This window comes from Cupriavidus sp. WKF15 (assembly GCF_029278605.1).
Lineage (GTDB): Bacteria > Pseudomonadota > Gammaproteobacteria > Burkholderiales > Burkholderiaceae > Cupriavidus.
Window position 1 is genome coordinate 1,055,804 of sequence record NZ_CP119572.1, and the last position, 23,987, is coordinate 1,079,790.

The window sequence follows — 23,987 nt, forward strand, 5'->3', positions numbered from 1 at the left end:
CGAACCAATCGGGCGCGATCCTTGCAAAGCTTGGCAGGCGGCATTTCTGACGCCTCAAACCTGCTAAAATGCGCCCACTTTTTGTCGAACTTCCCTGGAGGGTTACATGGACAATATCGAACAACGCGTCAAGAAAATCGTGGCAGAACAGCTTGGCGTGGCCGAGGCAGACATCAAGAACGAATCGTCGTTCGTGAACGATCTCGGTGCGGACTCGCTCGACACGGTTGAACTCGTGATGGCGTTGGAAGATGAATTCGGCATGGAAATTCCTGATGAGGAAGCCGAGAAGATCACGACCGTGCAGCAGGCTATCGACTACGCCACCGCGCACGTCAAGGCCTGAGCCAGTCGTATCTGAATTCCGAGCCACAGAAGGCGGGTGGGCGCACCATTGCGGTGGCGCCTTGCTGTTTTCTGTGGCTTTCGTCTGTTCGAAGACGCAGAATCAAGAAGCGCGCTGCGCGGCGCTGACCTGCTGGTCAGAGTTGCCGCCAGCATTTGTTTCTGATCCTGCATCACGCACCCGTAGGAAATCATAGTGAGCCGTCGTCGCGTCGTTGTCACTGGGCTTGGCCTTGTGTCTCCGGTCGGAAACACGGTTGCCGAAGGCTGGGCCAACCTGGTTGCCGGCAAGTCCGGCATCGCCACCGTCACCAAGTTCGATCATTCCGCGCTTTCCGTGCACTTTGCCGGTGAAGTGAAGGGCTTCAATGCCGAGGATTACATCCCCGCCAAGGAAGCCCGCAATATGGATACCTTCATCCACTTCGGCATCGCGGCCGGCGCACAGGCGCTGAAGGATAGCGGCCTGGAAGTGACCGAGGCCAACGCCGAGCGCGTCGGCGTGCTGGTGGGCTCGGGCATTGGTGGCCTGCCGATGATCGAGGACACGCATGCCACGCTGACCGAGCGGGGTCCGCGCCGCATCTCGCCGTTCTTCGTGCCGGGCTCGATCATCAATATGATCTCGGGTCACCTGTCGATCATGCACGGGCTGAAGGGTCCGAACCTCGCCGTGGTGACGGCGTGCACGACCGGCCTGCACAGCATCGGCCTGGCCGCCCGCCTGATTCAGGCCGGCGATGCCGACGCCATGCTGGCTGGCGGCGCCGAGTCGACGGTGTCGCCGCTGGGCATTGGCGGCTTCGCTGCCGCGCGAGCCCTGTCGACGCGCAACGACGATCCGGCTGCGGCTTCGCGTCCGTGGGACAAGGATCGCGACGGCTTCGTGCTGGGCGAGGGCGCTGGCGTCATGATGCTGGAAGAGTACGAATCGGCTAAGGCGCGCGGTGCGCGTATCTATGCCGAACTCGTGGGCTTCGGCATGAGCGGAGACGCTTTCCACATGACCGCGCCGAACATGGACGGCCCGCGCCGCTGCATGGTCAACGCGCTCCGGGATGCCGGCATCAATGCGGACCAGGTCCAGTACCTGAACGCGCACGGCACGTCGACCCCGCTTGGCGACAAGAACGAATCCGACGCCATCAAGGCGGCCTTTGGCGACCAAGCCTACAAGATGGTTGTGAATTCGACCAAGTCGATGACCGGCCACCTGTTGGGCGGCGCCGGCGGCCTGGAATCGGTCTTTACCGTGCTGGCCCTGCATCATCAGGTGTCGCCGCCGACCATCAACATCGATAACCAGGATCCGGAATGCGACCTGGATTACGTGGCCAACACGGCACGTGAAATGAAGATCGATGTAGCCGTGAAGAACAACTTCGGCTTCGGTGGCACCAACGGCACGCTTGTCTTCCGCCGCGCCTGATCCGGTGCTACGGAAGCGCCTCGCCGGCCTTCGACCTGGCGGGCTCACTCGCTTGCAGTGGGCCTTGCTTGTTTTTTGGGCCGGCGAGGCAGTTGCACTGAGCCTGATGGCACGGCTGTGCCTGGGCGAGCCAGGCCGCTACGGGCCGGGCGGCGTTTTCTCCCTCTTGATTTGTGTGGCGTGGCTGGGCGCGCTCGTCCTGCTGATCCGGGCTTCGCGCGGCTGGTGGTCATGGACCGGGCAGTCATGTTCCGCAGTATTGCCGTCGCCACAGCGGTACGGCATGCCCCGCGTCGTAGTGCGCAGGCCCGGTGCCGGTAGCGAAACCGCCATCGTGACGGGCAGCTGGAATATCGGCGGCATTCTTTTGCTGTGCCTGGCATACGGCCCCGGCAGACGCCGCGGGCTGCTGGTATTGCCTTTTCAGGCGCGCTCGTCGCGTGTGGTGCGCATGGCCAGGCTGGCGTTGGCGAGTGCGCGAGCGGTGCAGCCTGCGCAAAGTGATCGGGAACGTTATTGTTAGGCAGCGGTCACAGGATGCACTTTGAAGCACCGGACGCTCGGTGGTTCGTAGGTAAAATACAACGTTCGTCGTGACGACCAAACCAAGAGATACACTGCAGGTGAGCCATACGTGAGCGAACGCGAAGCCGATCAGCTCCTAGTTGAACGCGTCCAGCAGGGCGACAAGCGGGCCTTTGAGCTGCTGGTGGCAAAGTACCACCGGAAGATCATCCGCCTGATTTCGCGCCTCGTGAGGGATCCCGCCGAGGTCGAGGATGTGGCGCAGGATGCCTTCATCAAGGCGTACCGTGCCTTGCCCCAGTTCCGCGGAGAATCCGCCTTCTACACGTGGCTGTACCGGATCGCCGTGAACACGGCGAAGAACTACCTGGCTATCCAGGGCCGGCGGCCCGAGGCGTCCAGCGACATCGATACGGAAGAGGCTGAAACTTTTGCGGACGGTGAGCAACTAAGGGATATCAATACGCCGGAGTCGATGCTTCACACGCGCCAGGTTGCCGAGACGGTGAACCGCGCCATGGAGGCACTACCGGAAGAATTGCGTACCGCCATCACCCTGCGCGAGATCGAAGGCCTCAGCTATGAGGAAATCGCCGAGGCGATGGGTTGCCCGATCGGGACGGTGCGGTCGCGCATCTTCCGTGCGCGCGAGGCGATTGCCGAGAAATTGCGCCCGCTGCTGGGAACGGCAGAGGGCAAGCGATGGTAGTGAGAAGAATGTCGTGCGGCCAGCGTTGCAGCCTGTTCCTGCATCGATAAGCGACAGCAAGTGACGGGATTATCGGTGTTCAATGGAATTGGAATGTCTTGGGGTGGGAAATGGGTCAGGCTCATAAGCAGTCGGTTCATGTAGTCGAAGCGGCGGAGCAGATCTCCGTCCTGATGGATGGCGAGCTGTCGCCGCATGAGGTCGATGCCGTGGTGGCGCTCGCCAAGAGCGAAACCGGCATGGCGAACTGGACGGTGTTCCAGATGATCGGCGATACGCTGCGCTCGGAAGAACTGAGTCATGCGGGTTCGACCGACGATTTCCTTGCCCGCTTCTCCTCGCGTCTGGACGACGAACCTCATGTGCTAGTGCCGGCTGTGGCCCAGGCCGCGGGCATACGTCAGCGCCTGTTGGTGCGTCCGTCCTGGGTGCGTCGTGTCATGCCCGGCACGGCCATCGCCGCGGCGGTGGCGGCAGTAAGCTGGGTCGTGGTGCCGCAACTGCGCGGACCGGCTGACCTGGGCACGCCTGATGCCGTGGTCGCGCGAGCCGACCAGCCTGCGGCCGCCAAGCCCGCGAACCTCGTTACCGTCGCGGCGGAAAGCACCCAGATGATCCGCGATCCCCGGCTGGACGAATACCTGCGTGCCCATCGCACCTCGGTCGCAACAGAGGCGTTCGTGCCGACCATGCGTACGGTCGCCAACGGCGCCAACTTCTCTCAGGACAATTCGCAGGAATAATGCCGGACATGCACAAAGGATGGTCGCCCGCCAACGTAGCGGGCGCACCGAGAATGAGGGCCCTGCGTAGGTCCTTTTTTCTGGCCTTGTGTCTGAGCGCGGCGGCGGCAACGGCCCAGCCCTCGGACAGTTCGCTGAACCGGCGCGATGCCTCCGCCTGGCTCAGCAAGATTCACCGCGCCGCGCAGCGCGAGAACTATGTTGGCACGCTGATCTACCAGCGCGGCAGCGTGATGCATGCGTCCAAGATCCAGCACTACAGCGATCTCGTGCACAACGAGTATGAACGCCTGGAAACGCTGGACGGCAAGCCGCGCGAAGTGCTGCGGCAGAATGACGTGGTCCACAGCCTGATTCCCGAAGCCAAGCTGGTGGTGGTGGAGAAGCAGGAGGCGAAGGACCGCTTCCCGGCGCTGCTGGCCACCAACAAGAGCGATGTGCTCGATCTCTACGACATGCGCAAGCTGCCCGGCGAACGTGTGGCCGGGGTGGAATGCGAGGTGTTTTCGCTGGAGCCGCACGACACGGCACGCTATGCCGTACGCTTGTGGGCCGAGAAGAATTCGGGCCTGCTGATGCGCGCGCAGACCATCGGCGAAGGCGGCAAGGTGCTGGAGCAGGTTGCCTTTTCGCAGGTCGATATCGGCGTGCCATCCGACAAGCAGCGCATTCTGGGGGCGATCAAGAATTCCAGCTCCTGGAATCACTATGAGGTCAATTATCAGCCGACCAACGTAGCGGACGAAGGCTGGAACATCACTGTGCCATTGAAGGGCTTTCAGAAGATCCGCGAAGTGCGCCGTCCGCTCGGCGAACTGCGCGCGCCTGCGCAGGGTAACGGGCGCGGGCAGGTATTCGAGGTGCTTCAGGTGGTGTACAGCGACGGGCTGACCGGATTGTCAGTGTTCATCGAACCCGTGTCCGAGCAGCGCGTACGCCGTGAAGGGGTCGCGTCGCTTGGCGCCACGCAGGTTGTGGTGCGCCGTATTTCGGATTACTGGATCACTGTGGTGGGCGAGGTGCCCGCCAGCACGGTACGGCAGTTCGCGTCGGCCGTGGAATATCGCCCTCCCAAGGCGTTACACTGAGTGCGTACAAGTGCCGGATGCGGGGCTTCTCTCGCCCTCGCTTCGGCCCGCCTAGTGGGCGGCTCCCGGCTTCTTGTCCCAATCAGTACCTCATCATTTGCTGAATCCCGGGAGTTGTCGATGACGTTCAGATCCCCAGCCCTGGCGCGTGCCGTGGTCATGGCTGCCATGTTGATTCTCGGCCCGGCCGTTGCCGAAGTGGGCCACGCCCAGGCCGCGGCTTCCAACTACAACCTGCCCGACTTCACCGACCTTGTGGAAAAGGCCAGCCCGGCCGTGGTCAATATCCGGACCACCGAACGCGTGCGCTCGCGCGGCGGCCAGGGCAGTGAAGACGATGAGATGGCCGAGTTCTTCCGGCGCTTCTTTGGCGTTCCGATGCCAGGTGCCCCGGCGCCGGGCGCGCCACGGCGCGGCCAGCCGCCGCAGGGTCAGCCGCCGCAGGGCGAGGAGCAGAGCCGCGGTGTCGGTTCAGGCTTCATCATCAGCCAGGACGGCTACGTGATGACCAATGCTCACGTGGTGGCGGATGCGGAAACCATTTACGTCACGCTGCCCGACAAGCGCGAATTCAAGGCCAAGCTGATCGGCGCCGACAAGCGCACGGACGTCGCACTGCTCAAGATCGATGCGACGGGTCTGCCTCGGCTGGTACTGGGAGACTCCGACAAGGTTCGCGCGGGCGAGTGGGTACTTGCGATCGGGTCGCCGTTCGGTCTGGATAACAGCGTGACGGCCGGCATTGTGTCGGCAAAGGGCCGGGATACCGGCGATTACCTGCCGTTCATCCAGACTGACGTGGCGGTCAACCCCGGCAACTCGGGTGGGCCGCTGATCAATCTGCGTGGCGAGGTCATTGGCATCAACTCGCAGATCTACAGCCGCAGCGGCGGCTACATGGGCATTTCGTTCGCCATTCCGATCGACGAGGCGATGCGCGTCACCGAACAGCTGAAGCTCTCGGGTCGCGTCACGCGCGGGCGGATTGCCGTGGCGATCGGCGATGTGACCAAGGAGGTGGCTGATTCGCTTGGCCTCGGCCGTGCGCGCGGCGCGCTGGTCGGCAGCGTCGAGCCGGGCGGTCCGGCGGAGAAAGCCGGCATCGAGCCGGGCGACATCATCCTGAAGTTCAACGGCCGCGAGATCGAAAAGGCGTCCGACCTGCCGCGCATGGTCGGCGATACCAAGCCGGGTACGAAGGTGCCGTTGCAGCTGTGGCGCAAGGGCGCTACGCGCGACGTAACGATCACGGTGACGGAGCTGGAGCCGGAAACCCGCGCGAAGGCCCGCAGCACGCCGTCGTCCAAGGACGAGAGTATCGCCCAGGCGCCCAAGCCCAATGCGCTGGGGCTGATCGTCAACGACATTCCGGATGCCCGCCTGAAGGAATTGAAGGTGAAGTCGGGGGTGGAGGTCGAAGTCGCGGATGGCCCGGCCATGCGTGCCGGTATTCGTCCGGGCGATATCATCCTGCGCCTGGGCGATACCGATGTGACCGGCGCGCGCCAGTTCAACGATCTGGTCAAAGGGCTGGACAAGAATCGTATTGCCGCCGTGTTCGTGCGCCGTGGCGATGCGACCCAGGTCCTGACGCTGCGTCCGGGAGCCACTGCCGCCCGCTGATCGTCCGACATGCTGCAGCTCACGTTGTACGGCAGGACGTATTGCCATCTGTGTGAGGATATGCGGGTCGCGCTGGAGCCGCTCCAGCGCGAATTCCCGTTTATCGTCCACGAAGTGGATGTGGACGCCGATCTGGAGCTGGAGTCCCGTTTCGGCGAGCGCGTGCCTGTGCTGGTCGCAATGGGACCGGAAGGGCCCCGCGAACTTTGCCACTACTTCCTGGACGCCCTGGCGGTCCGCACATGGCTTGCGGCACAGGCGTGCGCCGGAACAGCCACATCCGGTCGCGCATAAGGGCCCGGCAATTCGCCCATTCACGGCCCGGAAGTCATTGAAAATCCGGTAAAATTCCAGTTTGGCGCAAAATCCGCGCCCCAAGACCCGCGGCCTTCCCACGGGCGTTCCCTATGAGAGCGCCCGCGGCGGGCCGTTCACGAATCCGCTGCTGCCAGGGCGAAGACACTGGCGCTTGCCCGAAGATTAGATGGACCATATTCGCAATTTCTCGATCATCGCCCATATCGACCATGGGAAATCCACCCTGGCCGACCGGATCATTCAGCTGTGTGGGGGGCTGTCCGATCGCGAAATGGAGGCCCAGGTCCTCGACTCGATGGATATCGAGAAGGAGCGCGGCATCACCATCAAGGCGCAGACGGCCGCGCTGACCTACAAGGCCCGTGACGGCAAGGTCTACAACCTGAACCTGATCGACACGCCGGGGCACGTCGACTTCAGTTACGAAGTGAGCCGATCGCTGTCGGCTTGCGAAGGCGCGTTGCTGGTGGTCGACGCTTCGCAGGGGGTCGAGGCGCAGACCGTGGCCAATTGCTACACCGCGATCGAGCTCGGCGTGGAAGTGGTGCCGGTGCTCAACAAGATCGACCTGCCGCAGGCCGACCCGGCCAATGCCATCCAGGAAATCGAGGACGTCATCGGCATCGACGCGCAGGATGCCACGCCGTGCTCGGCCAAGACCGGCCAGGGCGTGGAAGACGTGATCGAGGCGCTGATCGCCAAGGTACCGCCGCCCAAGGGCGATGCCGACGCGCCATTGCAGGCGCTGATCATCGATTCGTGGTTCGACAACTACGTCGGCGTGGTCATGCTCGTGCGCGTGGTCAATGGCACGCTGCGTCCGAAGGACAAGGCGCTGCTGATGGCCACCGGCGCCCAGCATCTCGTGGAGCAGGTCGGCGTGTTCTCGCCGAAGTCCGTGCAGCGCGACGCGCTGACCGCGGGCCAGGTGGGCTTCGTCATCGCCGGCATCAAGGAACTGAAGGCCGCCAAGGTCGGCGACACCATTACCACGGTCGCGCGCAAGGCCGAGGCGCCGCTGCCGGGTTTCAAGGAAGTCAAGCCACAGGTGTTCGCCGGCCTGTATCCGGTCGAGGCCAACCAGTATGAGGCGCTACGCGAATCGCTGGAAAAGCTGCGCCTGAACGATGCCTCGCTGATGTTCGAGCCGGAAGTGTCGCAGGCGCTGGGCTTCGGCTTCCGCTGCGGCTTCCTCGGCCTGCTGCACATGGAAATCGTGCAGGAGCGCCTGGAGCGCGAGTTCGACATGGACCTGATTACCACGGCGCCGACCGTGGTGTACCAGGTGCAGATGCGCGACGGCACCACGGTGACGGTGGAGAACCCGGCCAAGATGCCCGACCCGAGCCGGATCGAGGCCATCCTGGAGCCGATCGTCACGGTCAACCTGTATATGCCGCAAGAATATGTCGGCTCGGTGATTACGCTGTGCACGCAGAAGCGCGGTACGCAGATCAACATGAGCTACCACGGCAAGCAGGTGCAGTTGACCTATGAGATCCCGATGGCGGAAATCGTGATGGATTTCTTCGACCGCCTGAAGTCGGTATCGCGCGGTTATGCCTCGATGGACTACGAGTTCAAGGAATATCGCCCGTCCGACGTGGTCAAGGTCGATATCCTGATCAACAGCGACAAGGTCGATGCGCTGTCAGTCATCGTGCACCGTTCCAACTCGCAATACCGCGGCCGCGAAGTGGCGGCGAAAATGCGCGAGATCATTCCGCGCCAGATGTACGACGTGGCAATCCAGGCCGCGATCGGCTCCAACATCATTGCGCGCGAGAACGTCAAGGCGCTGCGCAAGAACGTGCTGGCCAAGTGCTACGGCGGCGATATTTCGCGCAAGAAGAAGCTGCTCGAAAAGCAGAAGGCCGGCAAGAAGCGCATGAAGCAGGTCGGCACCGTCGAGATTCCACAGGAGGCGTTCCTTGCCATCCTGCAGGTCGACGACAAGTAAGCGGCTGCACAGGCAGGAACGGGACCGCGGCGCAAATGGCGCAGTGGCAGAAGAAGAAGCTGTAGCAGGACATCCAAGAACCAGAAGCCGTCATGAATTTTGCACTGATCCTTTTTGTGCTGGTGGTGATCACGGGTATCGCGTGGATCGCGGACAAGCTTGTGTTTGAGCGGCAGCGGCGCGCTTCGGCGCGCCTGGCGCTGGCCGAATTCGATTCGCGCCAGTCGGACCTGCAGGGCCGTTTCGGATCCGGCGAGATCGATTCCACGCGCAAGCGCCTGGCGGAGGAAAAGCTGCGCCAGCCATGGTGGCTCGAATACTCTGCCAGCTTCTTCCCGGTCATCCTGGCAGTGTTCGTGCTGCGCTCCTTCGTGGTGGAGCCGTTCAAGATTCCGTCCGGTTCGATGATTCCCACTTTGCTGATCGGCGATTTCATCCTGGTCAACAAGTACGACTACGGTATTCGCCTGCCGGTGGTGAACAAGAAAGTCGTTGACGTTGGCGAGCCGCAGCGCGGCGACGTTATGGTGTTCCGTTACCCGAAAGATCCGTCGCTCGACTACATCAAGCGTGTCATCGGTGTGCCCGGCGACGTGGTCCAGTATTCGAACAAGCACCTGACCATCAATGGCAAGCCGGCCGACTACACGCCGCTGCCCGATTATCTCGACGAGGAGCGCCTGGCCTATTCCAAGCATTTCACCGAGAAGCTGCCGGGTGGCGTGGAGCATGGCATCCTGAACGACGTGGACCGGCCGGCGTTTGTTGCCGGCGCTGATCCTGATTTCCCGTTCCGGGAAAACTGCACTTACAATCAGCAGGGCGTGACCTGCAAGGTGCCCGCAGGTCACTATTTCGTGATGGGTGACAATCGCGATAACAGCCTGGATTCCCGCTATTGGGGATTCGTGCCGGACCAGAATATTGTCGGCAAGGCCTTCGTGATCTGGATGAACCTCGGTAATTTCGGGCGCGTCGGGGCATTCAAATAAAACACCCGCGCGGCGCAAGAACGCTCAACTAGAAGAGGGAAGCGCAAATGGGTCAGATGGGGCAATTGGGTCGGGTCAGGAATGATGGCCGGGGACGGGTTAGCCCGGGCCGACGGCGGGCGCAGGGGTTTTCCCTCTGGACGCTGCTGGTGGTGATTTTTTTCGTGATCGGCATTGCGCTGCCCGCACTGAGGGCAATACCGAGCCTGACGGAGTATTTTTCCGTCAAGCGCGCTGCCAGCTACGCCAAGCAGAAGGCCACCAACAAGCGAGAGGTGGTGGAGTATTTTGATAAACAGGCAAGCATCGACCGGATTGCCGCGGTGCGAGGTGAAGACCTCCAGATCCGCGAAGACGAGAACGGAACGATCCAGTCGGTCGATTTTGCCTACCGGACCGAGGTCCCCGTCTACGGTCCATTGAGCCTACTGATTAGCTATTCGGGAACGCAGCATTGATATGAACCTCGACGCCTTGCAGCAACGTCTCGGCTACCGCTTCAGCAAGCCTGAGTTGCTGCAGCAGGCGCTGACGCACCGCAGCCACAGCGCCCAGCACAACGAACGCCTGGAATTCCTTGGGGATTCGGTGTTGAACTGCGCTGTGGCAGACATGCTGTTCGGCATGTTTGGCAAGCTGGATGAAGGCGACTTGTCCCGCGTGCGCGCCAATCTGGTCAAGCAGCAGGCGTTGTACGAGATCGCCCAGATGCTGCAGCTCTCCGAGGCGCTGCGCCTGGGCGAAGGCGAGTTGAAGAGCGGCGGTTTCCGTCGTCCCTCGATCCTTGCCGATGCGCTGGAAGCCATCGTCGGCGCCGTGTTCCTGGACTCGGGCTTCGAGGCCGCGCGCTCGCTGATCCGCAAGCTGTATATCCCCATCCTGGAGCAGGTGGATCCACGCACGCTTGGCAAGGACGCCAAGACGCTGCTCCAGGAATACCTGCAAGGCCACAAGATTGCCTTGCCTCAATATAACGTAATCGCCACTCACGGCGCCGCGCACAGCCAGCAGTTTGAAGTCGAGTGCATGGTGCCTAAACTGGAAGTCCGGGTGTTCGGCACCGGTGCCTCGCGCCGTGCAGCGGAGCAGGCGGCGGCCAAGCTGGCGCTCGATGAAGTCCAGAAGCTGGTGCCGCAGCTGCTCAAGCGCAGCCGCGCCGAGCGTACCGGCAAGACGCGCAAGCAGCCGGTGCCGCAGGACCCACAGTTGTCTCTCAGGTTGAAGGAATGACCGAATCCAATCATCCGCAGCAGCCTGCCGCGGATACCCCAGCCGAGGCGTTTCGCTGCGGCACCGTGGCCATCGTCGGCCGTCCCAATGTCGGCAAGTCCACGCTGATGAACGCGCTGGTCGGCCAGAAGATCAGTATCACGTCGCGCAAGGCACAGACCACGCGCCATCGCATCGTCGGCATCCAGACCACCGAGGATGCGCAGTATGTGTTCGTCGACACGCCCGGCTTCCAGACTCGCCACGCCAGTGCGCTGAACCGCTCGCTCAACCGCGCGGTCACGTCCACGCTGTCGTCGGTGGACCTGGTGCTGTTCGTGGTCGAGGCCGGCTACTATGGCACGGATGATGAAAAGGTGCTGGCGCTGCTGCCGAAGAACACGCCAGTGCTGCTGGTGACGAACAAGCTCGACCGTGTGACCGGCGACGACCGTGCCGCGGTGATGATGCCCTTCCTGGAAAAGATGGGGCAGCTCTTTCCGTTCCGCGAGGTGGTGCCGATGTCGGCCAAGACGCGCGACCATATCGCGCGCCTGTTCGAGATCATCCGCCCCTACCTGCCGGAAGGCGAGCCGATGTACGACACGGATGCGATGACCGATCGCAGCGAGCGTTTCCTGGCCTCGGAGATCATCCGCGAGAAGGTGTTCCGCTGGACCGGTGACGAACTGCCGTACACGAGTACCGTCATCATCGACAAGTTCGAGACGGAAGGGCGCCTGCGCCGTGTGTTCGCCACCATCCTGGTCGAGCGCGACGCGCACAAGGCCATGATCATCGGCAACAAGGGCAACAAGCTCAAGCAGATTTCCACCGAGGCGCGCCTCGACATGGAAAAGCTCTTCGACGGCAAGGTCTACCTGGAAATGTGGATCAAGGTGAAGAGCGGCTGGGCCGACAACGAAGCCGGACTGCGCGCCTACGGCTACGAGTGAGCAAGATGCCTGAGTTCGCGCGCTGGCCCGCCAAGGCCCGCCGCGCCGATCCGGTAGTGGACGAAGCCGCCGAGTTGCTCGACAACCGCGCGCTGCCGGGTATGGCCGATGCCGCCGGTCGTGCGATGATGGATCGGGCCATGCGGATCGTTCCGGCGCGCAGCGAGTCCCGCGTGTCGGAGCAACCGGGCTTCGTGCTGCACGCGTGGCCGTATCGCGAAACCAGCCTGATACTCGATGTATTCACCCGCGACCACGGCCGGCTGTCGATGGTTGCCAAGGGTGCCAAGCGGCCGCATTCCTCCCTGCGCCCGGTGCTGCAGCACTTTCATCCGATTTCCCTCTCCTGGAGCGGCCGTGGCGAGGTCAAGACGCTGACGCGCGCCGAATGGGTCGGCGGCATGCCGCCGCTGTCCGGCGACGCGCTGCTGTCCGCGTTCTACCTCAATGAGCTGCTGATGCGGTTCTGCCCGCGCGAAGACGGCCATCCGGCGCTGTTCCGCCACTACATGGCCACGCTCACGCGCCTGGCGCATGGGGAGCCCGCGGGCCTGGTGCTGCGCAGTTTCGAGCGCGTGCTGCTGCAGGAAACGGGTTTCGCCGTGGCCTTCGACCAGTGCCTGAGCACCGGCGAGAGCGTGCAGCCTGGCCTGGACTATGTCTACCAGCCCGAGCGCGGCGTGCGCAGGGCCCAGCCGAGCGACCCGTCGTCGTGGCCCGTGGTCTCGGGCCAGACCTTGCTGGACATGTCGCAGGACGATTACGGGCGCGCGCAGACCGCGCTGCAAAGCCGCGCGCTGATGCGCTTCCTTCTGCATTATTATCTGCAGGGTGCGCCGCTCAAGACGCGGCAGATCCTGATCGACCTGCACTACCTCTGACCTGCCGGGCTACCGGCCCATTGCTGATTCCGCAAGCATGATCTTCCACGCAAATCCGGGCGTCATCGACCTTGGCGTCAACATCGACCACGTTGCCACGCTGCGCAATGCGCGCGGCACGGTGTATCCCGACCCGATCCAGGCTGCGCTGCAGGCCGAGGAGGCCGGCGCGGACCTGATCACGCTGCATCTGCGCGAAGACCGCCGCCATATCCGCGACGCCGATGTGCGCGCGCTGCGTCCGCAACTGACCACGCGCATGAATCTCGAATGCGCGATTACGCAGGAGATGCTCGACATTGCCTGCGAGATCCGTCCGCAGGACGTATGCCTCGTGCCCGAACGGCGCGAGGAGGTGACCACCGAAGGCGGCCTGGACGTGGCGGGGCGCTTCGAGCAGGTCAGTGCGGCATGCAGGCAACTGGCCGCGGCGGGTATCCGCGTGTCGCTTTTCATCGACGCCGATGCCGACCAGATCGCCGCTGCCGCAGCCTGCGGCGCACCGGTGATCGAACTGCACACCGGACGCTATGCCGATGCGCATACGCCCGACGAGCAGGCCGTCGAGTTCCGCCGCATTGCCGATGGCGTCGATGCCGGCATCCGTCATGGCCTAGTGGTGAATGCGGGCCACGGCCTGCACTACACGAACGTGCAGCCCATCGCCGCGCTACCGGGCATCAAGGAACTGAACATCGGCCACGCGATCGTTGCGCACGCGGTGTTCGCCGGCTGGCAGAACGCCGTGCGCGAGATGAAGGCCATCATGGTGGCCGCGCGCCTGGGTACCCGCTATCCCGCTGCAGGCAGCCCGGCGTGATCTACGGCGTCGGCACCGACATCATCGAGATCGCGCGCGTCCAGGGCGTGATGGAGCGCACGCGCGGCCGTTTCGCCGAGAAGGTGCTGGGGCCGGACGAGCTGGTCAAGTACCACGCGCGCAAGGCGCGCTCGGAGCGGCGCGGCCTGGCTTTCCTGGCAACGCGCTTTGCCGCCAAGGAAGCCTTCTCCAAGGCGATCGGACTCGGCATGCGCTGGCCGATGACCTGGCGCGCGATGGAACTGATGAACCTGCCATCGGGCGAGCCGACACCGATATGTCACGGCGAACTCGCCCAATGGGTCCGGGAACGCGGCCTGACGATACGTGTCAGTGTCAGTGATGAGCATGACTACGCGGTTGCCTTCGCAATCGCCGAGCGGGGCGGCCATGCGGCCATCCCGGAAAATCCAGCCTAGCCTCGAACCATATCCATGACCAAGAAGCTCTCCGGCAAACGGCCGGGACCGGTGGTGCTCGACGTCGTCGGCAAGCAGCTCGATGCCGAAGACGCGCGCCGCATTGCACACCCGCTGACCGGCGGCGTGATCCTGTTTGCGCGCAATTTCGAATCGCGTGCGCAACTGCTGGCGCTGACCCGCGCCATTCGCGCCATTCGCGACGACGTGCTGATCTGCATCGACCATGAAGGCGGGCGTGTGCAACGCTGCAAGACCGATGGTTTTACGCACCTGCCTGCCATGAGCAAGCTGGGCGCGCTCTGGGATCGCGACGTGCTCGCTGCCACCAAGGCCGCGGTGAGCTGCGGCTACGTGCTGGCCGCCGAGCTGCGCGCCTGCGATATCGACCTGAGCTTCACGCCGGTGCTGGACCTCGACTACGGCCGCAGCGCCGTGATCGGCGACCGTGCTTTCCACGCCGACCCGCGCGTGGTCACCATGCTGGCGGGCCACCTGAACCATGGGCTGTTGCTGGCGGGCATGAGCAACTGCGGCAAGCATTTCCCAGGCCATGGTTATGTCGAGGCTGACTCGCATGTCGCGATTCCCGTGGACGAGCGGCCCCTGGAAGAGATCCTTGCACAGGACGCGCGCCCGTACGACTGGATGGGCCTGTCGCTGGCGTCGGTCATGCCCGCGCACGTGATCTACCCGAAGGTCGACCCCAATCCGGCGGGCTTCTCGCCGTTCTGGCTGCAGGACATCCTGCGCGCGCAGCTGGGCTTCGAGGGTGTCATCTTCAGTGACGACCTGAGCATGGAAGGGGCCAGCGTGGCCGGCAATGTCACGCAAGCCGCGCGTGCCGCGCTCGCCGCCGGTTGTGACATGGTGCTGATCTGCAACCACCCCGAGCGTGCCGATCAGTTGCTGGCCGAACTGGATGCCGGCATCGACAAGACTTCGCAGCGCCGCATCCGCAAGCTTTTCGCGCGCCGCAAGCCGCTCGACTGGAACAAGCTGCAGCAGGAGGGGGAGTATCGTGCCGCGCTGCGCCTGCTGAAGGAGCACGACCTGATCGCCTGAACGGGCGGCCGCGTTTGCGGCGGACAGCAAAAAAGGCAGCCGGGGCTGCCTTTTTCCGTTACCGGCCCCGCTGGTGCGGCGGGGGCGAGCCGTGCGCTTAGTTGGCGCGGCTGCGGTATTCGCCGGTGCGGGTGTCGATTTCGATCTTGTCGCCGATGTTGCAGAACAGCGGCACTTGCAGTTCGAAACCGGTGTTGATCTTGGCGCCCTTCAATACCTTGCCCGACGAAGTATCGCCCTTGACAGCCGGCTCGGTGTAGACGATTTCGCGCACCAGCGTGGTGGGCATTTCGACCGAGATCGCCTTGTCGTTGTAGAAGACCACTTCCACGGCCATGCCGTCTTCGAGGTAGTTCAGCGAGTCGCCCATGCTGTCCTGCTCGACTTCGTACTGGTTGTAGTCAGCGTCCATGAACACGTACATCGGGTCGGCGAAGTACGAGTAGGTGCATTCGCGGCGCTCGAGCACCACGACTTCGAACTTGTCGTCAGCCTTGAACACCGATTCGCCCGGGGCTTCGGTGAGCAGGTTCTTGTACTTCATCTTGACCACGGCGGCGTTGCGGCCCGACTTGTTGTACTCGGCCTTCTGCACAACCATCGGGGCGCCGTTCATCATGAACACGTTGCCGACGCGGAGTTCCTGTGCGATTTTCATCTGAACTGTTTTCCTGAAAAAGAAAGTCTCGGAAATTGGTATGGCGAGGTGTGGCGGAGGCGCGGCCTGCAGGAAGCCCTGTCGCCTTGCCGTTTTGGCGCCTGTTGGGCCCGTGCCCACGCGCGCCTGACCCCGTGCTCAGTGTTCGCTCAGGTTCCCGCGCTGCGGCGCGCGTTGCAGCGCTGCCGGCTGGGAGCCTTGGTTACCCGGCCCGGTCGCCATCAAATCAACCGACTATTTTACCCGATTTTCACAGAACGCCACGAGATTTGCCGCCAGGTCACCCAAGCCGAGCAGGCGCGTCTGCCATTGTCTGGCGGCTTGTGTCAGCACGGGCAGTTTGCTGCGCAAGGCGGCCCAGTCGGGTGCATTGCCATACGCATTCCAGGCGTGCCAGAAATCCGCCAGGGCCCGGGCTGCGGCGGTGTCCACGCCACTGCGGCTGAACAGCCCGAGCCACGCGTCCAGCTTGTCGCGGTGCGCGTCCTCATCCTGCGGGTAGATATGCCACACGAGCGGCCGCGCCGCCCACTGCGCACGGACGAACGAGTCTTCGCCGCGCACGAAATTCAGGTCGCAGGCCCACAGCATTTCATCGTAGTGCTCCTGCCGCACGAAGGGCACGATATTGACCTGCAGGTTGCCCCGCACCAGCGCCTTGCCAGGCGCGGCGGTTTCGCCCGACCATGCCGCCAGCTGCTCCGCCGCCATGCCGTGCGGAATCAGGCACTGGACCGGTTCCGCGCCATCGCGCCATTGCTCGAGCAGCGCGGGCAGCGCGGGGTTCTGGTAGGAAAACAGGCTGACCTTGAGCGCACTGGCATCGGGCGTCACTTGCAGCCGGTGCCACAGGGCGGCTTGCGCGGCTGGTCCGGCCAGGAACGTATCGCGCTGGTCGCCCAGCATCGACTCGCGCAGCAGGCCGCCAGTCCCATGCTCGAAGCCAGGAAAGAAGAAGTGCTTGATCAACGGCAGCCGCGGATGCGGCGAAGGCATGCCGTGGTGCTCGCGTACCCAGGGCTCGGCGCTCAGGTATTCCAGGTTGATCCATGCCGGTGCGTGCTCGCGCGCCACCATGCGTGCAAGGAACGCATCCGGCAAGTGGCAGGCAAACGCCTCGATGACGGCGTCGTTGACGGCAAGGTCGGCAAAGCGGGCTCGGTCATCGGCATCGCCACCGGGGCGCCACGTGAGGATTTCCACGCCGGACAGGTGCTGCTGGCGGGCCGTCGTGTCCAGCGCGGGCGCAAGCCGGGAAAAGCTATGCAGGTCATCGACCCACAGGCGCACCAGGTGGCCGTGTTCCTGTGCAAGCTGGCGCGCCAGCCGCCAGCAGACGCCGATATCGCCGAAATTGTCGATGACGGTGCAGAAGATGTCCCAGGAACGGATTGGCATGGCAGAGGTGGCAGGAAAGGCAGCGAGCGCGGGCAAAGCGGGGTGCGGCAGTGAATTGCTCTAAACTTCGGATTTTAGAGCCGTTGCCGCGAATCGCGAGCCGGCCACATCGATTTGGTCATCGTCCCTCATGTCCGACCAGCTTCCAGACGCTTCGGCCCAACCGCCTGAAGCGGCACCGGCAGAACCCTTCGACCCCAAGCCCGTCATTGCCCGCCTGCCGGGCCTGCCCGGCGTGTACCGCTATTTCGACAGCGCCGGCAACGTGCTGTATGTCGGCAAGGCGCGCGACCTCAAGAAGCGGGTATCGAGCTACTTCAACAAGACGCAGCTGTCGCCGCGCATCGCCATGATGGTGGCCAGGATCGCGCGGATGGAAACCACCGTGGTCCGCACGGAGGCCGAGGCGCTGCTGCTCGAAAACAACCTGATCAAGGCGCTGGCGCCGCGGTACAACATTCTGTTCCGCGACGACAAGTCCTATCCATTTCTCAAGCTGACCGGCCACCGCTTCCCGCGCATGGCCTATTACCGCGGCGCCACGGACCGCAAGCACCAGTACTTCGGGCCGTTCCCAAGCGCCTACGCGGTACGCGAGAGCATGCAGATCCTGCAGAAGGTGTTCCAGCTGCGCACCTGCGAAGACACGGTCTTCAACAACCGGACGCGACCCTGCCTGTTGCACCAGATCCACCGTTGCACGGGCCCGTGTGTCGGTGCGATCAGTGAGGCGGACTACGCGCGCGACGTCGGCAACGCGGCGCGTTTCCTGCAGGGCCGCGAGACCGAGGTGCTGGAGGGGCTGCAATCGAAGATGGAAGAGCATTCCATGCGGCTGGAGTTCGAGCAGGCGGCAGCGGTGCGCGACCAGATCGCCGCACTGTCGACCGTGCTCAAGCGGCAGGCGGTGGAGGAGGTTGGCCAGGCGCGCGACATCGACATCCTGGCGGTAGTCGTGGAAGGCGGGCGCGCGTGCGTCAACCTGGCCATGGTGCGTGGCGGCCGCCATCTGGGCGACAAGGCTTACTTCCCCGCGCATGCCGACGAAGCGGCAATGATCGTCGAGGACAGCGACGACAGTGCCGGGAGCACGGAAGGCGATCCGGCGCCGGCCGGGCCGCCGGGCGTGGAACGCATCGCGGCGCGCGTGCTGTCGGCCTTCATGGCGCAGCACTACCTGGATCAGGCGGCGCCGCCCATCATCGTCGTCAGCCACGTGCCCGACGATGCGGCGTTGCTTGACGCGCTCGCGCTCCATGCGGGGCGCAAGATTGCGCTTGTGCGGCAACCGCAGGGCCAACGCAAGGCATGGCTGGAAATGGCGCAGCAGGGCGCGGCACTGGCACTCGCACGGCGGCTTGCGGAGCAGGGCAGCCAGGAGGCGCGCACCCGCGCGCTGGCGGAGACGATCGGCATCGACCTGGAAGACCTGGCGCTGCTGCGCGTGGAGTGTTTCGACATCAGCCATACCGCGGGCGAGGCGACGCAGGCGTCCTGCGTCGTGTTTCACCATCACGATATGCAGAACGGCGAGTACCGTCGCTACAACATCCAGGACATCACGCCGGGCGACGACTACGCGGCCATGCGCCAGGTGCTGACCCGCCGATACCAGAAGCTGGTCGAGCAGATGCAGGAGGAGGGCGGGCTTGACACTGCCGGCGAGGCGTCGTCGACGGTGCCGCACGTGGTGCTCATCGACGGCGGCAAGGGGCAGGTGGAAGTGGCGCGCCAGGTGTTCGAGGAGTTGGGTCTCGATATCGGACTGCTGGTCGGCGTGGCCAAGGGAGAGGGCCGCAAAGTCGGGCTCGAGACCCTGGTGTTCGCCGACGGCAGGCCGTCGCTTGAACTCGGTCAGGGCAGCGCGGCGCTGATGCTGGTCGCGCAAATCCGGGACGAGGCGCACCGCTTTGCCATCACAGGCATGCGCGCGCGCCGGGCCAAGGCCCGCACGACCTCGCGCCTGGAAGAGATCGAGGGCGTGGGCGCGCGCCGGCGGCAGAAGCTGCTGACCCGCTTCGGCGGCCTGCGCGGCGTGATGGCGGCCAGCATTGACGAACTGGCCAGCGTCGACGGCATTTCCCGTGTCCTCGCCGAAGAGATCTATCGCCAGCTTCATTGATGCCTTAGACCCGGCGATTTAACCCGCCGGGCGTGCATTGGCGCCGAAATCGGCGACAATCGCGGAATTCGCCATTGCCCAGTCGGTCTTCCAGCCCCATGCCCTTCAATATCCCGATCCTGCTGACCTGGTTGCGCGTCGCCATGATTCCCCTCGTGGTGGGCGTGTACTACCTGCCGGAAGCATGGCTGCCGATGCACACGAAGAATGTCACCGCGGCGTCCTTCTTCATCATCGCCGCAGTCACGGATTGGCTGGACGGCTTCCTGGCGCGGCGCTGGAACCAGACTTCGGCGTTCGGCGCGTTCCTGGACCCCGTGGCGGACAAGCTGATGGTCACGGCCGCGTTGCTGTCCCTGCTGGCGCTGGGCCGCGTGGCGGACCTGGTTGCGCTGGTCATCATCGGCCGCGAGATTACGATCTCGGCCTTGCGGGAGTGGATGGCGCAGATCGGCGCTTCCAAAAGCGTGGCGGTGAACTTCCTCGGCAAGCTGAAGACCACGGTGCAGATGATTGCGATCCCGATGCTGCTCTACGGCGATCGCCTGTTCGGCATCGACGCGCAGGTAATGGGCACATGGATGATCTACGTGGCCGCGGTGCTGACGCTGTGGTCGATGTTCTATTACATGAAGCTTGCATGGCCGCAGATCCGCGAGCGTGCCGGTGTCCTCAATGAGGCGCGCGCGCAAAAATGATGCTGCGCGCAAAAAGGGGTTGACGAACGGAACCGTTCTTTGCAATAATCTCGTTCTCGCTGCTGACGACGCAAACGAAAGCAGCAAGATAAGCCGGTTTAGCGCAAGAAGCTGTTATTTGCAGCCAGTTGCGTAGCTCATAGGGCTGATCGGCAGGAAGTATCTCCATGCGGGAGTAGCTCAGTTGGTAGAGCGCAACCTTGCCAAGGTTGAGGTCGCGAGTTCGAGACTCGTCTCCCGCTCCAGGTTGGTTCCGGGTTGGATGGCAGGCAGCTGCTTGCAGTCGGGCTCGTAGCAGTAAAAGTTGTACGCGGGAGTAGCTCAGTTGGTAGAGCGCAACCTTGCCAAGGTTGAGGTCGCGAGTTCGAGACTCGTCTCCCGCTCCATCCCCGAAGGGAAGCAGCGCTTCCCTTTTTGTTTGGGTTGGTAACCGCAGGCGCTGCCAGCAGCGTTTGGTGAATGCGGATACAATCCAGCAGCACGTCACCTGGCGGGGTGGCAGAGTGGTTATGCAGCGGCCTGCAAAGCCGTGTACGCCGGTTCGATTCCGACCTCCGCCTCCAGTTGAGGAAAACAGCGCCCATCGGGCGCTGTTTTCGTTTGTGCATCGTCTATGTCTGTGCGCCAACCTGTTTGGCGGTGACCCGCAGATATTCGGTAAAGGCTAACAGCCCACGTGTCGGGAACTTGTCCTGGTGCACCACCAATTGCAGCGGACGGACGATATGAGGCAGGCCCTGTCGCACCGCCACCAGCGTGCCGCGTTCCAGTTCATCGCGGACCACGTGCAGCGACAGGCAGCTCACGCCGAAGCCGCTCATCACCGCGCGCTTGATGGCCTCCGCGTTGCCGAGTTCCAGTGCGAAACGCAGCTCGCCAAGCAGCGGCATCAGTCTTTCCTCAATGATCTCGCGCGTGCCGGATCCGGGTTCGCGCACGATCCATTCGGCATCGCGCAACCCATCGAGCGGCGCATTCGCGGCCGCAAGCGGATGGGAGGGACCAACCACTACGACCATCTCGTCGTCGCACCACGGCATGCTGCGCAGTTCGCGCTCATGGCTCGCGCCTTCAACCAGCCCGATGTCGGCATCGAACTGCAGCAGCGAGCGCAATACGTCGCGCGTATTGCCGATTCGCAGGTCCAGCTGGCATGGTCCGCCCTGAGAGGCGCGGAAGCCAGCCATCAGCGCCGGCAGGATATAGCTGCCGATGGTATTGCTGGCGGCAATGCGCAGTTGCACCCCGGTTTGCGTCGCGAACCGCTCAAGCTCCTGTGCCTGGTCGATCAGCGACAGGGCGCGCGGAAAGAACTGTCGCCCGGTCTCGTTGATGCTCAGGCGCCGTGCCACGCGATCGAACAGGGGCCCGTCGAGCGCACGTTCCAGTTCCGCCAGCGAGGCGCTGACGGCCGACTGGGACATCGAGAGGGCGTCCGAAGCCGCAACCGTACTGCCGTGCTGTGCCACAGAGACGAAGACCTGCAGCTGGCGCAACGTCAGGCGAAGGGGTCGCTGATCCATATCGACATTTCAGGTAATTCATACCGATATTACCCGTTTTGCAGATTAAAGGGGGCGGGGTACGCTTCATACACCTAATCAAAACCCCTGCCGCCATGTCATCCGTGTCCGCTACCAACTCCGCCCAGGCGGTTTCTTCAGCCGCCGTGCTGCCTTGGCACCAGCGCCTGCTGCCTTTGCTGCCCCTGGGGGGCGTGGCGTGGCTGGCCATGGTCCTGGCCGACCATCCAGCCATTTCGCGCTATGGCCTCAGTGCGCTGACGCTGGCGATGTGTGCTGGCATGGTCGCAGCCAACACGCTGCCCAAGCACTGGCTGCAACCGCTGGCCCCCGGCATGCAGATTGCGCGCCACTACCTGCTGCGTCTTGGCGTGGCCCTGTACGGATTGCGGCTGACGTTTGCATCGATCGCCGCGCTCGGCCTGCCCGGCATCGTGGTACCGCTTGCCATGCTGCTCGGCACCCTCCTGTTCGGTACGTTGATCGGTACAAAAGTATTCGGCCTGAGCCGCCGCGAAGCTATCCTGGTCAGCTCGGGGAGCGCCATCTGCGGCGCAGCCGCGGCGATCGCGGTGTCTTCCGTGGTGCGTACCGACGACAAGCAGACGGCGGTTGCCGTGGCCACGGTCGTGCTGTTCGGTACCGTGGGCATGCTGCTCTATCCGTACCTGTTCGAGCTGGTGACGGGCGCATGGCACTGGAATGTCAGTGAGCGCATGTTCGGCATCTTCACCGGCGCGACGCTGCATGAAGTTGCACAGGTGATTGCAGCGGGCAAGATGATCGGCGACACCACCGCAGACGCCGCCGTGGTGGCCAAGATGGTACGTGTGCTGGCACTCGGCCCGGTGCTGCTGGTGATGGCCCTGTGGCCGAACAAGGATGCCAAGGCCCAGGGCGGTACTCCGCGCCTGAGTGGCCTGCTGAAGTCGGTGCCGTGGTTTGCCGTCGGCTTCGTGGCTGTGATGGCAGTGAACTCTGCCGGCGCCGTCCCGCAGGAATGGAAGGGTGGCCTGATCGCTCTGGACAACTGGATGCTTGCCTGCGCCATGCTGGCCATCGGCCTGCACACGCGGATCGGCGACCTGCTGCGCGCGGGGCGCAAGCCGCTCGCCCTGGCTGGTGTGCTCTTTGTCTTCCTGATGGTCGGCGGGGCTTCGCTCTGCTACCTGATGGCCTGAGCGGAAGGGCGGGATGAGGCGTCGGCCGCAGCCAGCCTGGTGCGGCCGACGGGACTCGAACCCGTAAGCCCGTAAGGGCGGCAGATTTTAAGTCTGCTGAGTCTACCAATTTCTCCACGGCCGCGCGGAAAGCCCAACATTGTGGTGGCTGCGCATCCGGGATGCAAGTGCGGGCTGCCAGGACTTCTCCGCAAAGCCCGTTTTCCAGCAAAAGACAGCAAAAGTGATTCTTCTGTTACGGCTCGTAACAATGTCGTGGGCGCCGTTGCACTCGGAAAGTTCCGAGCCACTAAAATAGAGTCATCAGGAAATCCGGGACAGAGGGGCAGGAAATGAAACGTTGGTGGCTCGCAGCATTCGGTATCGTCGCTGGCCTTGCGTCGGGTGCGGCAATGGCCCATGTGAGTGTTGGCGTTGCGATCGGTGTGCCTGGCGTGGTTATCGGCGCGCCGGCTTACTATCCTCCGGCTCCGGTGTACTATCCGCCCGCACCGCCGGTCGTGGTGGCGCCGGCTCCGGTGTACTACGCGCCGGCTCCTGTGTACTACGGTCCGCGCTACTACGGTCCGGGTCCGCGTTATTACGGCCCGCGCTACTATGGCCCGCGTCCGTACTACGGCCCCCGTGGCTACCACGGTCATGGCCACTGGCGCTGACAGGCAGGAAGGTTTTTGAAAGAAAGAGCCCCGATTCGGGGCTCTTTTGTTTTGTTCGGTTCGCCTGAGGTGGGTGGCAGGCCGTTCCTGGCAAGTTCCCTACGCCGTCCGTGCAGTCAAATTTTCTGAATAGACTGCTCAAAGGCTTGTTGATGTTCGTATTAGGGTTTTCCCCTAAACTGCATGTGTGGCGCCGCGATGTCATACGAAGAGATCGTGTCCCGCGCGGCGCCTGTCTGTCACTGAGATAAAGGGGAATCTCTCATGAACATCAAGCGTAGTTTGGCGGCAGCCGCCGCCCTGGCGGCGCTTTCCGCTATGTCGCTGCCGTCGTTTGCCGGCACGGGCAAGGTCGATCCGTTCCTGGATGGTGCCAAGGTCGGCAAGGTTGATGCGTTCACCGATGGCGCGCGCGTCGGCAAGACCGATCCCTATACCGATGGCGCCCGGATCACCAAGCCTGATCCGTTCACCGACGGTGCCCGCACCAGCAAACCGGATCCGTTTACCGACGGCGCCTGACGCATACCAGTTCCCGGCGTCTCGCGACGTCGACTGATCTGCAACCTGACCCGCCTATCGTGCGGGTCATGTTGTTTTTGGCAATTGTGTTTGACCCTTGCCAACGCGCCCGGCGCGGTGACTGTGACATTTGCGCGGCGCTATACT

General features: G+C 63.6%; 25 protein-coding genes and 4 tRNA genes. 25 read left to right on the plus strand and 4 right to left on the minus strand.

Translation table 11 applies throughout. The features are described 5' to 3' along the window. The first annotated feature begins 106 nt into the window (after positions 1-106). The 17 genes from acpP (at position 107) to nagZ (ending at position 15,082) form a co-directional block, all read left to right on the plus strand. The gene (gene acpP / locus CupriaWKF_RS05025) at positions 107-346 is read left to right on the plus strand and encodes an acyl carrier protein (protein WP_008644813.1); all 240 of its coding nucleotides are present in this window, start codon (positions 107-109) and stop codon (positions 344-346) included. 195 nt (positions 347-541) lie between these two features. Then, positions 542-1,774 carry a beta-ketoacyl-ACP synthase II gene (gene fabF / locus CupriaWKF_RS05030; RefSeq protein WP_276099920.1) on the plus strand — a complete coding sequence of 411 codons (1,233 nt, stop codon included), beginning with the start codon at positions 542-544 and terminating at the stop codon, positions 1,772-1,774. Positions 1,775-1,838: 64 nt separating this feature from the next. Further along, positions 1,839-2,297 (plus strand): hypothetical protein, encoded by a 459-nt coding sequence (locus CupriaWKF_RS05035; RefSeq protein ID WP_276099921.1) that lies wholly within the window; start codon positions 1,839-1,841, stop codon positions 2,295-2,297. A gap of 111 nt (positions 2,298-2,408) precedes the next feature. Further along, positions 2,409-3,008 carry an RNA polymerase sigma factor RpoE gene (rpoE, locus tag CupriaWKF_RS05040; protein WP_276099922.1) on the plus strand — a complete coding sequence of 200 codons (600 nt, stop codon included), beginning with the start codon at positions 2,409-2,411 and terminating at the stop codon, positions 3,006-3,008. 110 nt (positions 3,009-3,118) lie between these two features. Further along, complete coding sequence (locus tag CupriaWKF_RS05045; RefSeq protein ID WP_276099923.1) at positions 3,119-3,751, plus strand: RseA family anti-sigma factor; 633 nt, start codon at positions 3,119-3,121, stop codon at positions 3,749-3,751. 8 nt (positions 3,752-3,759) lie between these two features. Next, positions 3,760-4,839 (plus strand): MucB/RseB C-terminal domain-containing protein, encoded by a 1,080-nt coding sequence (locus CupriaWKF_RS05050; protein ID WP_276099924.1) that lies wholly within the window; start codon positions 3,760-3,762, stop codon positions 4,837-4,839. A gap of 120 nt (positions 4,840-4,959) precedes the next feature. Continuing rightward, positions 4,960-6,462, plus strand: coding sequence for a DegQ family serine endoprotease (locus CupriaWKF_RS05055; protein WP_276099925.1), 1,503 nt, complete (start codon positions 4,960-4,962; stop codon positions 6,460-6,462). Between the two features lie 9 nt (positions 6,463-6,471). Next, complete coding sequence (locus CupriaWKF_RS05060) at positions 6,472-6,756, plus strand: glutaredoxin family protein (RefSeq protein WP_276099926.1); 285 nt, start codon at positions 6,472-6,474, stop codon at positions 6,754-6,756. A gap of 190 nt (positions 6,757-6,946) precedes the next feature. Beyond that, entirely contained in the window at positions 6,947-8,740 is a 1,794-nt protein-coding gene (gene lepA / locus CupriaWKF_RS05065; RefSeq protein ID WP_276099927.1) for a translation elongation factor 4, read from the plus strand. Positions 8,741-8,832: 92 nt separating this feature from the next. Further along, a complete protein-coding gene (gene lepB / locus CupriaWKF_RS05070) occupies positions 8,833-9,732 on the plus strand; it encodes a signal peptidase I (RefSeq protein ID WP_276099928.1) in 900 nt (299 codons plus the stop codon). A 56-nt stretch (positions 9,733-9,788) separates the two neighbouring features. Beyond that, on the plus strand, positions 9,789-10,190 hold the full coding sequence (locus CupriaWKF_RS05075; protein WP_276100670.1) for a DUF4845 domain-containing protein: 402 nt from the start codon (positions 9,789-9,791) through the stop codon (positions 10,188-10,190). Between the two features lies 1 nt (position 10,191). Next, positions 10,192-10,962, plus strand: coding sequence for a ribonuclease III (gene rnc / locus CupriaWKF_RS05080; RefSeq protein ID WP_276099929.1), 771 nt, complete (start codon positions 10,192-10,194; stop codon positions 10,960-10,962). Beyond that, positions 10,959-11,897, plus strand: coding sequence for a GTPase Era (era, locus tag CupriaWKF_RS05085; RefSeq protein WP_276099930.1), 939 nt, complete (start codon positions 10,959-10,961; stop codon positions 11,895-11,897). The genes rnc and era overlap by 4 nt, the downstream gene beginning before the upstream one ends. A 5-nt stretch (positions 11,898-11,902) precedes the next feature. Beyond that, complete coding sequence (recO, locus tag CupriaWKF_RS05090; RefSeq protein WP_276099931.1) at positions 11,903-12,778, plus strand: DNA repair protein RecO; 876 nt, start codon at positions 11,903-11,905, stop codon at positions 12,776-12,778. Positions 12,779-12,815: 37 nt separating this feature from the next. After that, complete coding sequence (gene pdxJ, locus CupriaWKF_RS05095; RefSeq protein ID WP_276099932.1) at positions 12,816-13,598, plus strand: pyridoxine 5'-phosphate synthase; 783 nt, start codon at positions 12,816-12,818, stop codon at positions 13,596-13,598. Further along, on the plus strand, positions 13,595-14,017 hold the full coding sequence (acpS, locus tag CupriaWKF_RS05100) for a holo-ACP synthase (protein WP_276099933.1): 423 nt from the start codon (positions 13,595-13,597) through the stop codon (positions 14,015-14,017). The genes pdxJ and acpS overlap by 4 nt, the downstream gene beginning before the upstream one ends. Positions 14,018-14,032: 15 nt before the next feature. Continuing rightward, positions 14,033-15,082 carry a beta-N-acetylhexosaminidase gene (gene nagZ, locus CupriaWKF_RS05105; RefSeq protein WP_276099934.1) on the plus strand — a complete coding sequence of 350 codons (1,050 nt, stop codon included), beginning with the start codon at positions 14,033-14,035 and terminating at the stop codon, positions 15,080-15,082. A gap of 97 nt (positions 15,083-15,179) precedes the next feature. On the opposite strand, the gene efp is transcribed toward nagZ, so the two are convergent. Beyond that, positions 15,180-15,740, minus strand: a complete 561-nt coding sequence (gene efp / locus CupriaWKF_RS05110; RefSeq protein ID WP_224003567.1) for an elongation factor P — start codon at positions 15,738-15,740, stop codon at positions 15,180-15,182. Positions 15,741-15,974: 234 nt separating this feature from the next. Further along, on the minus strand, positions 15,975-17,138 hold the full coding sequence (earP, locus tag CupriaWKF_RS05115; RefSeq protein WP_276099935.1) for an elongation factor P maturation arginine rhamnosyltransferase EarP: 1,164 nt from the start codon (positions 17,136-17,138) through the stop codon (positions 15,975-15,977). A gap of 130 nt (positions 17,139-17,268) precedes the next feature. On the opposite strand from earP, the gene uvrC reads away from it, so the two are divergent. The 5 genes from uvrC (at position 17,269) to CupriaWKF_RS05140 (ending at position 20,521) form a co-directional block, all read left to right on the plus strand. Then, positions 17,269-19,260 (plus strand): excinuclease ABC subunit UvrC, encoded by a 1,992-nt coding sequence (gene uvrC, locus CupriaWKF_RS05120; protein ID WP_276099936.1) that lies wholly within the window; start codon positions 17,269-17,271, stop codon positions 19,258-19,260. 98 nt (positions 19,261-19,358) lie between these two features. Continuing rightward, positions 19,359-19,958 (plus strand): CDP-diacylglycerol--glycerol-3-phosphate 3-phosphatidyltransferase, encoded by a 600-nt coding sequence (gene pgsA / locus CupriaWKF_RS05125; protein WP_276099937.1) that lies wholly within the window; start codon positions 19,359-19,361, stop codon positions 19,956-19,958. A gap of 169 nt (positions 19,959-20,127) precedes the next feature. Next, a tRNA-Gly gene (locus CupriaWKF_RS05130) sits at positions 20,128-20,203 on the plus strand. A gap of 65 nt (positions 20,204-20,268) precedes the next feature. Next, positions 20,269-20,344, plus strand: a tRNA-Gly gene (locus tag CupriaWKF_RS05135). Between the two features lie 103 nt (positions 20,345-20,447). Further along, positions 20,448-20,521, plus strand: a tRNA-Cys gene (locus CupriaWKF_RS05140). Positions 20,522-20,569: 48 nt separating this feature from the next. Here CupriaWKF_RS05140 and CupriaWKF_RS05145 read toward each other — a convergent pair. Further along, positions 20,570-21,481: a LysR family transcriptional regulator gene (locus tag CupriaWKF_RS05145; protein ID WP_276099938.1), complete on the minus strand. Its 912-nt coding sequence runs from the start codon at positions 21,479-21,481 to the stop codon at positions 20,570-20,572. A gap of 95 nt (positions 21,482-21,576) precedes the next feature. Between CupriaWKF_RS05145 and CupriaWKF_RS05150 the strand changes: the two genes are divergently transcribed. Continuing rightward, positions 21,577-22,662: a putative sulfate exporter family transporter gene (locus CupriaWKF_RS05150; RefSeq protein WP_276099939.1), complete on the plus strand. Its 1,086-nt coding sequence runs from the start codon at positions 21,577-21,579 to the stop codon at positions 22,660-22,662. A gap of 37 nt (positions 22,663-22,699) precedes the next feature. Here the strand turns inward: CupriaWKF_RS05150 and CupriaWKF_RS05155 are convergent. Beyond that, positions 22,700-22,786, minus strand: a tRNA-Leu gene (locus CupriaWKF_RS05155). A gap of 208 nt (positions 22,787-22,994) precedes the next feature. Here CupriaWKF_RS05155 and CupriaWKF_RS05160 point away from each other — a divergent pair. After that, entirely contained in the window at positions 22,995-23,318 is a 324-nt protein-coding gene (locus tag CupriaWKF_RS05160; protein WP_276099940.1) for a hypothetical protein, read from the plus strand. A 264-nt stretch (positions 23,319-23,582) separates the two neighbouring features. Then, the gene (locus tag CupriaWKF_RS05165) at positions 23,583-23,840 is read left to right on the plus strand and encodes a hypothetical protein (RefSeq protein ID WP_276099941.1); all 258 of its coding nucleotides are present in this window, start codon (positions 23,583-23,585) and stop codon (positions 23,838-23,840) included. Positions 23,841-23,987: the final 147 nt, after the last annotated feature.